The 12,066-nt window shown below is 70.0% G+C and carries 13 protein-coding genes, 1 tRNA gene and 1 pseudogene; 10 read left to right on the top strand and 5 right to left on the bottom strand.

Annotated elements, in window-relative coordinates:
* Nucleotides 1–108 precede the first annotated feature (108 nt).
* The 3 genes from ACQPX6_RS01825 to ACQPX6_RS01815 form a co-directional block, all read right to left on the bottom strand.
* On the bottom strand, nucleotides 109–495 hold the full coding sequence (locus ACQPX6_RS01825; protein WP_433788166.1) for an RNA polymerase sigma factor: 387 nt from the start codon (nucleotides 493–495) through the stop codon (nucleotides 109–111).
* Between the two features lie 583 nt (nucleotides 496–1,078).
* Entirely contained in the window at nucleotides 1,079–1,555 is a 477-nt protein-coding gene (locus ACQPX6_RS01820; protein ID WP_433785033.1) for an NUDIX domain-containing protein, read from the bottom strand.
* Between the two features lie 47 nt (nucleotides 1,556–1,602).
* A complete protein-coding gene (locus tag ACQPX6_RS01815) occupies nucleotides 1,603–2,823 on the bottom strand; it encodes a helix-turn-helix domain-containing protein (protein WP_433785032.1) in 1,221 nt (406 codons plus the stop codon).
* 137 nt (nucleotides 2,824–2,960) lie between these two features.
* Between ACQPX6_RS01815 and ACQPX6_RS01810 the strand changes: the two genes are divergently transcribed.
* From ACQPX6_RS01810 to ACQPX6_RS01770, 9 genes and pseudogenes are all read left to right on the top strand, one after another.
* On the top strand, nucleotides 2,961–3,410 hold the full coding sequence (locus tag ACQPX6_RS01810) for a plasmid replication, integration and excision activator (protein ID WP_433785031.1): 450 nt from the start codon (nucleotides 2,961–2,963) through the stop codon (nucleotides 3,408–3,410).
* A complete protein-coding gene (locus ACQPX6_RS01805; protein WP_433785029.1) occupies nucleotides 3,410–3,718 on the top strand; it encodes a WhiB family transcriptional regulator in 309 nt (102 codons plus the stop codon). Before ACQPX6_RS01810 ends, ACQPX6_RS01805 begins: the two co-directional genes overlap by 1 nt.
* 310 nt (nucleotides 3,719–4,028) lie before the next feature.
* Nucleotides 4,029–4,238, top strand: a complete 210-nt coding sequence (locus ACQPX6_RS01800) for a hypothetical protein (RefSeq protein WP_433785028.1) — start codon at nucleotides 4,029–4,031, stop codon at nucleotides 4,236–4,238.
* Complete coding sequence (locus ACQPX6_RS01795; protein ID WP_433785026.1) at nucleotides 4,235–5,746, top strand: FtsK/SpoIIIE domain-containing protein; 1,512 nt, start codon at nucleotides 4,235–4,237, stop codon at nucleotides 5,744–5,746. Before ACQPX6_RS01800 ends, ACQPX6_RS01795 begins: the two co-directional genes overlap by 4 nt.
* Nucleotides 5,743–6,174: a hypothetical protein gene (locus ACQPX6_RS01790; protein WP_433785025.1), complete on the top strand. Its 432-nt coding sequence runs from the start codon at nucleotides 5,743–5,745 to the stop codon at nucleotides 6,172–6,174. The genes ACQPX6_RS01795 and ACQPX6_RS01790 overlap by 4 nt, the downstream gene beginning before the upstream one ends.
* Nucleotides 6,171–6,380: a hypothetical protein gene (locus ACQPX6_RS01785; RefSeq protein WP_433785024.1), complete on the top strand. Its 210-nt coding sequence runs from the start codon at nucleotides 6,171–6,173 to the stop codon at nucleotides 6,378–6,380. The genes ACQPX6_RS01790 and ACQPX6_RS01785 overlap by 4 nt, the downstream gene beginning before the upstream one ends.
* A complete protein-coding gene (locus tag ACQPX6_RS01780) occupies nucleotides 6,377–8,080 on the top strand; it encodes a replication initiator (protein ID WP_433785022.1) in 1,704 nt (567 codons plus the stop codon). Before ACQPX6_RS01785 ends, ACQPX6_RS01780 begins: the two co-directional genes overlap by 4 nt.
* Nucleotides 8,065–8,247, top strand: a pseudogene (locus ACQPX6_RS01775) (helix-turn-helix domain-containing protein); the annotation flags it as partial. The gene ACQPX6_RS01780 and the pseudogene ACQPX6_RS01775, both read left to right, overlap by 16 nt.
* Nucleotide 8,248: 1 nt before the next feature.
* Nucleotides 8,249–9,466 carry a tyrosine-type recombinase/integrase gene (locus tag ACQPX6_RS01770; protein ID WP_433785021.1) on the top strand — a complete coding sequence of 406 codons (1,218 nt, stop codon included), beginning with the start codon at nucleotides 8,249–8,251 and terminating at the stop codon, nucleotides 9,464–9,466.
* A 915-nt stretch (nucleotides 9,467–10,381) separates the two neighbouring features.
* Here ACQPX6_RS01770 and ACQPX6_RS01765 read toward each other — a convergent pair.
* Nucleotides 10,382–10,466 (bottom strand) — tRNA-Ser (locus ACQPX6_RS01765).
* Nucleotides 10,467–10,486: 20 nt separating this feature from the next.
* Nucleotides 10,487–10,957, bottom strand: coding sequence for a MarR family winged helix-turn-helix transcriptional regulator (locus ACQPX6_RS01760; RefSeq protein ID WP_433785020.1), 471 nt, complete (start codon nucleotides 10,955–10,957; stop codon nucleotides 10,487–10,489).
* Between the two features lie 77 nt (nucleotides 10,958–11,034).
* On the opposite strand from ACQPX6_RS01760, the gene ACQPX6_RS01755 reads away from it, so the two are divergent.
* Nucleotides 11,035–12,027: an NAD(P)H-quinone oxidoreductase gene (locus tag ACQPX6_RS01755; RefSeq protein ID WP_433785019.1), complete on the top strand. Its 993-nt coding sequence runs from the start codon at nucleotides 11,035–11,037 to the stop codon at nucleotides 12,025–12,027.
* Nucleotides 12,028–12,066: the final 39 nt, after the last annotated feature.

Below are 12,066 nucleotides of genomic sequence, written 5' to 3'. Positions count from 1 at the left end.
TGGACCCCTCCACGATTGCGGCTAAGCCAGCCTCGAGATCGACTCGGGACGCGACGTCCTTGACGAGGGCATCGTAGGCGGCGCGGCCATCGTCGAACGAGGGGAGCGTCATTGGAGTTCACCTCCTTCGCGCCTTACACGACACTGCATGGCTTTCCGCGCGTGGCGTAGGTTGCTACGCACCGTCTCGGCGGGCATGTCCAACGCGTCCGCGATCTCCGCCGGTGTTTCCCCGTCAAAGCTGCGGATCAGGATTTGTCGTTGCCGAGGCGGCAGTATTGCGATCCGATGTAAGAAATCGTGCCGAGCAATGAGATCGTCTAGCTCGGACGACGTCGCCGTAATAAGCAATCGACCGTCCTGGCCGACCTCACCCTCAACGCCGGGCGCCTCGCGGCTCCCGAACTGTTGCTTGAGCCAAAGCCTCGTCGCGACTGTGCGAGCCCAGGCTCTCGGAGCAGTCAAAGTAGACCACCGGTGAAACGCTTTGGCCATCGTCTCTTGCGCACAGTCGGCGGCGAGGTCCGGCGGCGCGCCCTGGGCGATAAGAAACGCGATTAGACCCGGCATTCGATTCCGGTAGAACGTCGAGAAGTCAGCCGGCTCTGCGCTTGGTGCCAACCCGAGAGCCTCAGTCACGTCGTCCTGCTCGCGGGGTTCCTCGGGAGGGGACGGAACGCTCATATCAGCAGTCCGGTTGACTAGGCACTGAGACCGTCCAGCACGTTCGCCGGACCGCTCGCGATACCTGAACCTCGCCGCCGGCCCGCAGAGTCCCCGCCACGTTCGCGATCGTCTCCGCGTCGAGCCGTGCAAGGGCGGCCCTCGACGAGTAGGCGAGCTGGAGCTGGTGCAGCACCATCGACACCAACATCATCACCGTCGCGCTGCTAACGGCCATCATCCAACTCGCCACGTCGTCCTCCAGCCACGCCTCATCGCTGACGTAAACAGAGAGGGTGATGGGCCCGGCAGCGTGCAGTGCAATCTTCGCCGGCAGCGTCTGAGGGCGGTGCCCCCAGCCGTTGGCTGAGGTTGGACCGGTACACACCGATGTACCGCCGACCCGGCCCAAGAGTCAGACGAACGCTGATCCCGGGACCGGGACCCCATGCTCGAAGTAGGCGCCCCTAGGCGCGCCGCCGTCCAGGAGCGACCCAATCCGGCGCGCGAGACGCGGGATGAGGTAGTCGTCGAGCTGGCTGGCGCTGACCCACTCCCAGCGATCGAGCTCCTCTCCGTCTAGCTGGATGCGCTGCTCGTCGTCGCCGAGAGGACCGCAGTCGAAGACGAATAGGAGCTTGTCGCCCTCGCGGTCGTTCGGCGCCCAGTCGACGGCAGCGAGGCGCAGCGGTTCGCGGTCGAGCGCGAGCTCCTCGAGCACCTCACGTCGGCAGGCTGCGGCGGGTGATTCGCCGCGCTCGACGTAGCCGCCGGGAATGTCCCAGGTGTCCTTATACGTCGGGTGCACGAGGAGGACCTGGCCGTCGGAGTTGACGAACAGCGCGCCAGCAGCGACGCGCGGGGTTGCAAAGGTGTCCTCGGTCGTGGCCACACCCCGAGGTTACTGACCCGCGCCTCGCGAGACTCGAGACACGGGGGTCAGGCGGCGAGCCGGAGGCGGTGCGCGAGCGCTCCGAGTTCGGGCGTCAGGGTGCCGCGGGGGTTCTTCATCCATGACAGCACGAGCTGGCGGCTGATGAAGTGGTGTCTGACCTGCTCGGGAGCGAGCCGCTCGGCGTCGAGGACGGTGTTCAGGGCCTGGTCCCGGCGACCCGAGATTGAGAGAGCTCGGGCGGTCTCGAGGGCGTGGCGAACGCGGCGCTCGACGGGCAGGGCGGACGTGTCGACGGTCGGGCCGAGGTCCGCAGCGACCTGGACGTCGCCGAGCTCCATCGCGGTGGCGACCCTGTGAATCGCGACGTTGGTGGGGCCGAAGGCGGTCCACATGTGGTTGGCGTCGGCGCCGAGATAGCCGGCGGCGCGTTGTGCCTGCTCGAGGAACTCGCGAGTCAGCGTGCGGTCGTCCATGCGCGAGGAGGCCATGGCGCCGGCCAGAAACAGCGAGCCGTAGACCGACCACAGGCTGGTGTCGGCGCCGCCGAGCGAGGCCGAGAGGTAGTCCGACCCGTCGGCGGTGAGCTGGGCGGCAGCGTCGTAGCGGCCCGTGGCGAGCAGTGAGTGGACTACTGAGCGGAACAGCGAGCCCATCACCGGGAGGCTGCCCGAGCGCTGAGCTGCAGCGAGACCGCGGTCGGCGGCCATCCAAGCGAGGTCACACTCCCCGAGCTTCGTGAGTGTTGATGCGGCAACTTGGTACGCGAGGGCCAGCAGTGCGTGGGCTCGTTCGCCGTCGGTGCCGTCATAGGCGTCGGCCGCAGTGAGCGCGTCGGTGAGCAGGAGCGGGACGCGGCTGGTGACGAACCCGAATCGGGCCGCTTGGTAGGCATCGAAGATCGCCGCTACGTCCCGCTCGATCGCCGAGATAGCCGGTGGCTCGGTGGCCGGCGCGGCTCGCCGGAGGACCGCGTTGAGCTTGCGGTAGTCCATCAGGGCGGTTCGCAGCGCAGGAACGGTGCTGGTGCCGCTCTCCGCGGTCCAGTCGAGCAGTGTCGGTTCGCCGAGTAGGTCTCCAAGCGAGACGTCGAGGACGTCGGCGAAGCGGCGGATGACTGAAAGTCGGTCGAGCTCCGCCCTGTTGTTTTCGATCTTGCTCAGCCAGTCCTCGGTCCGGCCGACGAGGCCGGCTACCACGTCCTGGGACAGCCCGCGGCGTCGGCGGTAGAACGCGACGCGCTCGCCGATGGTCAGCGACTCAGTCATCCCGCGCATGGCAAGAACCTCCCCCCGGCTCAGTCGAGGACCCCGGAATTTTCTTCCGGGTCGATGCCGAGACCGCTCTGACGCTAGTCGCAGGCCCCGACACGTGGGGTGCGATTCAGCGAAGTGGAGCAACAACGATGGCCATCAAGAGGCGACTGAAGGTGTCGATGGGGGACGTCTTCCCCCATGGCGCGTTCTTGACCACCGACGGCGCCGAGGCGGTACCGGACTACGACCGCTCGACGCGCGACCGGTTCGTGCAGGCAGTCGACAAGGACAACGGTCTGCCGGTCTGGGAGGTCGGCGTCCACGACCCGGACCCCGAGGCGCGAAAGAACGAGCGCTCGGTGAACGTGAAGATCGCCGCGGAGGTGCAGCCGGTTCCGCCGGAGGCGCTGCCTGGGCTGCCGTTCCGTCCGGTGGAGTTCGAGGGGCTCGAGGTCACCCCCTACCTCGACACCAACGGCCCCCGGCCGCGCCTGGCGTTCAGCCTGCGCGCACGCGGCATGCGCGCACCCGGCGGAGGCGCCCGTGGCACTCAGGGCCAGGGGAGCAACGGGCCGGGCAAATCCGAGGCGGCGGCCTGATGGCCGGCACGGGCTGGCAGACCCGCGCGGCTTGCCACGACACCGACCCCGACCTGTTCTTTCCGGCCACCGACGACGACACCAGCCTGACCACGACGCGGGCTCGGATCACGATCGCGCCGTTGTGCCGGGCCTGCCCGGTCGCCACCGAGTGCCTGCGCTGGGCACTCGACACCGGCCAGGACTACGGGCTGTGGGCGGCCACTACGCCCACCGATCGACGGGCGATCCGCCGCGCATTGGGCACGCCGGCCCCGACCACGGAGAACTCGACGCGCGAAGACATCACACCCGAGGACGCCGCCTGATGGCCGCGTCGCGTCCGGCACCTCGGACACGGGTGCAGACCCTCGCCCTGCTCGACGAGCTGGTCCTGACCTGTCGCAGCGCCGGCTGCGTCGAGCAGTGGAGCCCAGTCCCGATCACGACGGACGGCGGCGACGGCGTGGTCCAGCTGTCAACCGAGCGATGCCCCGCCTGCGGGTCGAGCTGCTGGGAAGTGACCGCAGTTCAAGTCGCCAGCTCCCCGTCCGCCCAGACCCGCCGACGCAGTCGCGGTGCGGGCCGTTCTCACCGTTCCTCTCGCTCCGAAAGGGGTTTCTGATCATGGCTCGTTCAATGCGCGCCACCGGCCTGACGACCGGCGGCTACCACTTCTGCACCGCCTGCCAGGGCTCCGGCTCCTGCGCCCAGCGCACCTGGACCTCCCGCGGTTGGGAGCGCTCCTACGGCAAGTGCGGCGCGTGCAACGGCAAGGGCGGCAAGTTCGCCAACCACGCCCCCAAGGAGCGCATCAGCCGCGGCGGGCTCGGGGGGCGAGCCCGATGAGAGAGATCAGCACCGCGCGGCTGTGGCGCGGCCAGACCATCCGCACCCGTGCCGACGTGATGCGCATGGAGCGCCTCCACGAGCGTTCCCGGCTGCTTCGCTGTTCGCTCACCGCTGGCTGGTGGGCCGGCTGGCTCGCGGTCATGACCGTCTGGGGCTGCCTCTACGTGCCAGTCCTGGGCGGTGCCCTGACCCTGGGTGCGCTCGCCTACCTTGCTCTCGGGTCGTGGGGGCTGCTCGCCGTTGCCGTCGTCGGCGCGATGGTCGGGCGGCTCTGGTCGCGCTCCTCACCCCGCACCTGGGACTCCCGCGTGGTGTCACGGCTGCGTCGCTTCATGAGGCGGACGCGGTACCGGTGGTCGTGGGATGACGTGTGCGCCGCGACCGGCGTGAAGGCCACCGACGCCTCCCACCGCGTCATCGTCCCCCGGCTGCTGTGGTGCTCCCTGGGCGAGCACGTCGACCAGCTCCACGTCCAGCTCTGCGCCGGGGTCACCCCCGGCGTCATCGCCCGCCAGGCCGACGCCCTCGCGTGCGAGTGGTGCGCCCTCGAGGTCCGCGTCCTGGCCCACCCGTCGCGGGAGGGCTGGGTGCTGCTGCGGGTCGTGTACCGCGACGTCCTGGCCGAGGACAAGGACGAGCGCGACAACCTCGTCACCCCCGACTTCGGCTGGCTGCGGGTCGGACGGCGCGAGGACGGCGAACCGTGGTGGTTGCGGCTGATGGGCACCCACGTCCTGATCGCCGGGCTGACCGGCGCCGGGAAGTCCGGGCTGGTCGCCTGCATCATCCGCGCCCTCGCTCCGGCCATCACGGCGGGCAAGGTGCGGCTGGTCGGGATCGACCCCAAGGGCGGCATGGAGTACCGCATGGTCTCCGGCCTGTTCTACATGCTCGCCTACGGCGACGACGAACACCTCGTGGCCGCCCTGGAGTTCGCCGCCGACCTCATGCGCCAGCGCGCCGAGGCCCTCGGCGGCAACGTGCGCAAGCTGCTGGCGCGGATGTTCGGCGACTACCCGCTCTACGTGATCCTGGTCGATGAGCTGCTCGCGCTCACGACGTACATCGCCAACCGCGAGCTCAAGGACCGCGCCAACGCCGCGGTGCGCCGGATGCTCTCGCAGGGCCGCGCCCCCGGCGTGGTGGTCATCGGGTGCGTGCAGGACCCCCGCAAGGAAGTCCTGTCCTTCCGGGACATGTTCGGCTACCGCGTCGCGCTCCGGCTGGACTCCGACGTCGAGACACGCATGGTGCTCTCGGACTCGGCCTACGACCGCGGGGCGCGCTGCGACGCCATCCCCGAGGCCTGCCCCGGCATGGGGTTCGTCGTCGACGAGGACGGCGGCAAGCGCCAGCCCATCAAGGTCCGCGCCGACTGGGTCTCCGACGCCGAACTCGCCTACCTCGCCGCCGAACATCCGGCACCCGAGCAGGTCGAGGTCCCCCCGCTCGCCACCCGCAGCAAGCGCTCTGGCGGCTCCACTTCGGGAGGACAGGCGGCATGAGACAGACCGGCCTGATCAACATCATCCGCACCACGGGCGACAGCACCCGCGACGGCTCCGGCGGCTCGCTGCTCGGGGCCCTCGTCGGCCTGGCCGGCGTCGTCCTCCTGGCGACTGGGGGCTACCGGACCCTGGACGCCGGACTGCGCGGCATCGCGGCCACCACCGCCGAGGCCAACCGCGTCGTCGGCTGGAGCGTCGCCATCGTCCTCGTCCTCGGCGCCCTCACGGCCGCCGGTTGGGTCCTTCTCGCCCGCCGTCGCGCCCTCAGGGAGGCCCAGGTAGTGGAGGCCTTCACCGCCGCCACCGACTGTGCCCTCGAAGCCCACCGCCAGCACCAACTCACGGCCGGCGCCCCGCGCCGCGAGCTCCACCACGTCCGGGCCGTACGCCTGGACCGCCCCAACGCCGATCGGAGGCAACCGTGATCGCCGCCGTCATTATCACGGGCCTTCTCACCGTGATCGCCGCCCAGACCCGCGCCGTCGGCGCCGCCGTCGTGCTCGGCGTCATCACCGTCGCCCTGCTCGCCGTTGTCGCTCCCGGCGTCGTCACCGGCGTCGGGCACGTCCTGGCCGCGATCGCAGGCGGCATCGGCGACGGCATCGGCCGCGTCGCGGAGGTCCGCTCATGAACACCGCCGACGAGCACGATCGAGTCGCGGAGCCGGTCCCGGTCGGGAAGCTCACCGGCCCCGTGATGTGCGAGGTCGCGAAGACCTCGGCCGAGCAGGTCGGGGCGTGCATTCGCCCCCTGGCGGTCCGACGCATCGACCGCGAGACCGGCGCCACGACCGTGGTCCCGATCCCATGTGGCGCCACCCGCGCCTCGGTGTGTGGGCCGTGTGCCGACCGCGCCCGGCGGCTGCGGCTCTGGCAGGCCCGCGAGGGCTGGCACCTCGACGAAGAACCCGAGACGCCGACCCAGGAGCCGACGGTGCGCCAGCGGGCGCTGCTCGGGCAGCGGGCCGACCTCGAGCACGACCACGCCGCTGCGCTCGAGGCCGGCGAGATGACCCGCGTCCTCGAGGTTGAGGCGGCAATTGACGACACCGACGCCCTGCTGCGCGCTGAAGGCGTCCGCGGCTCCTCCAGCACCAGTCGCGACGAGCAGGCGAAGCCGAGGCGCCGCACCCGCTCCACCCGCCGACGCCAGGATGTCCCCGACCTGCCCCGCCTTCCGGTCCGGGCCACGACCACGGGTCGGGTGTTCGAGGCCCCCAACGGCAAGACCTACCGGCCCTCGACCTTCGTCACACTCACGCTGCCGTCCTACGGCCCGGTGCGCGCTGACGGCGCTCCGCGGGACCCCGAGTGCTACGACTACCGCCGCGCCGCCCGCGACGCCCTGCACCTCGGGGAGCTGTTCGACCGGTTCGTGCAGAACCTGCGCCGCGCGGTCGGGTGGAACGTGCAGTACTTCGCCGCCGTTGAACCCCAGCGCCGCGGCGCCCCCCACCTGCACGCTGCGATCCGCGGCACCATTCCCCGCAAGCTCATCCGGCAAGTCGTCGCGGCCACCTACCACCAGGTGTGGTGGCCCAACCACGACCAGCCGCTCCACACTGAGGACCGCCCGCCGGTGTGGGACGAGACCCACGACCCCGCCTGCTACGTCGACCCCGACACCGGCACCCCGCTCCGCTCGTGGGAGTCCGCGCTCGACGAGCTCGACGACCCCGACGCCGCCCCGGCGCATGTCATCGAGTTCGGAACCCAGGTCGACATCCAGGGCGTCATCTCCGGCAGCGACAAGAGCGACAAGGCGCTGCGGTACCTGACGAAGTACCTGACCAAGAGCATCGGCGAGAGCGCCGAGCCCGACACCCCCGCGGCCGCGGCGCACATGGACCGGCTGGTCGAGGCGCTGCGGTGGGAGCCCTGCTCGGAGTCCTGTCCGAACTGGCTGCTCCACGGCATCACCCCGGACAACCCGAAGCCCGGGATGGTGCCCGGCCAATGCCGCGCCAAGGCCCACAAGCGCGAGAACCTCGGCTATGGCGGCCGGCGCTGCCTGGTCTCCCGCAAGTGGTCCGGTAAGACGCTGACCCAACACCGCAGCGAGCGCCGCGTTCACGTCCTCAAGGTCCTCGGCGCCGTCGGGGCCACCGCCGAGCACGGCACCGACGACGGCGACCTCGACCGCTACGACTGGCAGCTCATCGGGCCCCGCGACCGCGACCAACCCGACCGGCTCCAACTCCTGCTCCGGTCCATCGCCCAACGCCGGCGATGGCGCGAGCAGTACGACCAGGCCAAGACCGACGTCAACTCGGCAACTCATGATCAAGGAGAAGCAGCATGGCCGAGAATCACGGGGATAAGGTCCTCCTGACCGTCGAGGAGGCGGCGGAGCTCCTCGGGATTGGGCGGACGATGGCCTTCCGCCTCGTTCGCACTGGCGAGCTCGAATCCGTTCAGATCGGCCGACTCCGACGGGTCCGGCGCACCGCGGTGTCGGACTTCGCTCGTCGACTCACGCCCTCGACCCCGGCGGCGTGACATGGACAAGCGAACACGCGCCGCCAACGGGCGGTCGTCGGTGTATCTCGGCAACGACGGCTGGTGGCACGGCCGCGTAACCATGGGCGTGCGCGACGACGGGAAGCCGGACCGCCGCCACGTCCGAGCGCGCACTCAGAAGGACGTCACGGCCAAGGTCAAGAAGCTGGAACGTGACCGCGCCTCTGGCACGCTCACCCGGCCCGGACAACGCTGGACGGTCGGCGGGTGGCTGGAGCACTGGGTCGAGAACATCATCAGCGCAGCCGTTCGGCAATCGACCCTGACGGGCTATCGGACGGCGGTTTATCGGCATCTGGGGCCGGGCCTCGGCAGTCACCGCCTCGCCCGACTCGAGGCCGAGCACATCGAGAAGCTCTACGCCAAGATGGCGGCCAGCGGGCTCAAGTCGGGCACGGTGCACCAGGCACACCGGACGCTCCGAACCGCACTCAACGAGGCAGTGCGGCGGGGTCACATCGTCAAGAACCCGGTGGAACTCGCGAAGGCGCCTCGTCTTACCGACGAGGAAGTCGAGCCGTTCACGGTCGACGAGGCTCGCCGCGTCCTGGCGGCCGCCGAACAGCAGCGGAACGGCGCGCGCTGGGTGGTCGCCCTCTCTCTCGGGCTTCGGAAGGGCGAGGCGCTCGGGCTGCAATGGCCGGACCTCGACCTTGACGCAGGAACATTGCGTGTGAGGCGAGCCCTCCAGCGATACCCATGGCAGCACGGCTGCGGAGACTCGTGCGGGCACAGCCGTGCCCGGGATTGTCCGTCGAGAACGGGCGGCCTTATCACCGTGGAGACCAAGTCTCGCGCCGGCCGGCGCGGCGTCGGCCTACCTGATCCCGTGGCGGGCCTTCTTCGCCGACACCGCGACACCCAGGACCTCGAACGACAGAAGGCCGCCGACCTGTGGGAAGAAGGTGGCTGGGTCTTCGCTCAGCCGAACGGCCGGCCGATCAACCCCAGAACGGATCACAACCATTGGAAGGGGCTGCTACGGAAGGCCGGCGTCCGAGAGGCGCGCCTGCACGATGCGCGCCACACGGCGGCGACGATGCTGCTCCTGCTCGGCGTCCCCGAGCGAGCCGTGATGGCGACCATGGGGTGGTCTCACTCGGCGATGGCCAAGCGCTACCAGCACGTCACGGAGCCTATTCGGCGCGACGTCGCAGGACGGCTCGCATCCCTCTTGTGGGATTCGCCTTCGAGCTAGTAACAAGAGCCGCCAGAAGGTGGATAATCGCCACTTCCCTGAGCGATCTCAACCTGAACCGAGTTGGATGACTTGTTCAAGAGCGTGAGACTGTACCAATTTGTAGAGAGGTAGGGAGACTCCTGTGCGACGAACGACTCCCCGACTTCGAGTGTTGCTCGACACTGCCGTAGCGGACTGGTGAACGTCATGACTGCGTCCGAGGGATAGATTGAGATCAGACCGATTCGCGTCGAACCGCCTAGCCCGGTCTCAGTCGAACCGAGTCTTACATTGATTGTCTCGCTTGCACGGTCGATCGGAGGTCGAGTCGTAGTCGTGGGAGCTGTCGTTGACGGGATTGCAGTCGTGGTCGACGACGCGGGAAGCTGATACGAGGACATGGGCAGGAGCGAGTTTGGCGGTGGGGCCTCCGACTCGCTCTTCCCCGCGGGCGCCACAAGATACAGGACGATTCCCGAGAGAATTAAGAGAACGACGAGCGTGAGACGTCGAAGAATTCCGATGCGAGGCCACCATGCGACCACTAAGAGAATCACGAAAGGGATAGCTGCGAATGCTACCGCTAATTCGTTTCGATCGAGCGCACCGAGCGCGCCGGCTGCGCCAACGGAGGCGAGGAGCGCGCCGGCGAAGGCTAGCTGTGTCGCGGTGATCCGACTGGAGCCAGCCTCGTCGCTCGTCTGCGCCTCAAATTCGGCAACCCCGGCGTCCGCCGCCACTCGCTGGGACGCTGCCGCCTGGTCCTCCGAGTCGCCCTCCGTTGAGCTCCCGTCGGTGTCGTCGGTCGAGCGCGCCCCCGACCCATCGCCGGAACCCATATCCCCCCTACTACTGAGACCAGAAATGAGACCAGACGGTCGGACAGCCTATGAGGAGCCGGCTCCCTGCCGACAGAAGACCAGGCCAGCGCCGCGGAAGCGGGGGGATTCGAACCCCCGGTCCATCGCTGGACGTCCGCTTTCAAGGCGGATGCAATCGGCCGCTCTGCCACGCTTCCGCGGGCCAGGGTAGGGCGGGTCAGGAGTCGGCGCGCAGCTTGGTCTGGACGCGCTCGAAGACGTCGCCGATGACCTTGCGCTCGTGGTCGTCGAGCAGGTCGACGAAGTGGGCGCGCACGCCCTCGAGGTGGTCGGGCGCGGCGCGCTGGAGCAGGTCGAAGCCGCGGTCGGTGAGCACCGCGAAGACCCCGCGGCCGTCGGACGGGCAGAGCTCGCGGCGCACCAGGCCGTCGTTCTCGAGCCGCGACACCTGGTGGGACAGCCGGGACTTCGACGCGACCACCTCGTCGGCGAGCAGGCTCATGCGCATCCGGTGGTCCTGCTGCTCGGAGAGGCGCACGAGGATCTCGTAGTCGGCGAGCGAGAGGCCGTGGGCGTCGGAGAGCTCGCGGTTGAGGCGTCCGGCCAGCAGCGCCTGGCCCGCGATGTAGTTGCGCCACGCGTGCCACTCGGCGGGGTCGAGCCAACGCGGCTCCTGCTCGGCGGCCATGAGGCGATGGTACTGCGGAAGGACCTACCCGTGGTACGGGACGCGGCGGGCGCCCGTCGGCGCTAGCGTCGCGCGCCGTGTACGCGATCAGCATCCGCGAGCCCGGCGGTCCCGACGTCCTCGAGTGGACCGAGCACCCCGACCCGGAACCCGGTCCCGGCGAGGTCGTCGTCGACGTCGTCGCCTCGGCGGTCAACCGCGCCGACGTCCTGCAGCGCCAGGGCAACTACCCGCCGCCGCCCGGGGCGTCGGAGATCCCGGGGCTGGAGTGCGCGGGGCGCATCGCGGCGCTCGGCGACGACGTCGAGGGCTGGTCGGTCGGCGACCCGGTCTGCGCGCTGCTGGCCGGCGGCGGCTACGCCGAGAAGGTCGCGGTGCCCGCGCCGCAGCTGATGCCCGTCCCCGACGGCGTCTCGCTGACCGACGCCGGCGGGCTGCCCGAGGTCGCGTGCACGGTGTGGTCGAACCTCACGCTGGCGGGGCGCCTGCAGGCGGGCGAGACGTTGCTCGTGCACGGCGGGACCGGCGGCATCGGGACCCACGCGATCCAGATCGGCAAGGCCCTCGGTGCGCGCGTGCTGGCCACCGCCGGCTCCCCCGAGCGCCTGCAGACCTGCCTCGACCTGGGCGCCGACGTCGCGATCGACTACCACGACGACCTGCCCAGCGAGGTCGCGAGCGCCACGGACGACCGGGGCGTCGACGTCGTCCTCGACAACATGGGCGCCTCGAACCTCAAGGCGAACCTCACGGCGCTCGCGATCGGCGGGCGCCTGGTGATCATCGGGCTGATGGGCGGGGCGAAGACCGAGATCAACCTCGGGGCGATGCTCGGCCGGCGCCTGTCGATCAGCGCCACGACCCTGCGCGGGCGCGAGGTCGAGGGCCCCGACGGCAAGGGCGCGATCGTCGCCGGCACCCGCGACCAGGTGTGGCCGCTCATCGGCCGGGGCGAGGTGCGCCCGGTGATCCACGAGTACGTCCCGGTCGCCGAGGCCGCGCGCGCCCACGCGGCGCTCGACGAGGGCGGCGTCATCGGCAAGATCGTGCTCGTGGTGCGCGACGAGTGAGGGGTGCGCGAGCGCACGTGAGCACCACTTGGTGCCGGA

Source organism: Actinomycetospora sp. CA-101289 (assembly GCF_050955895.1).
GTDB lineage: Bacteria > Actinomycetota > Actinomycetes > Mycobacteriales > Pseudonocardiaceae > Actinomycetospora.
The sequence above is the reverse complement of the archived record's forward strand: the minus strand, read 5'-3'. Positions and strand labels throughout refer to the sequence as shown.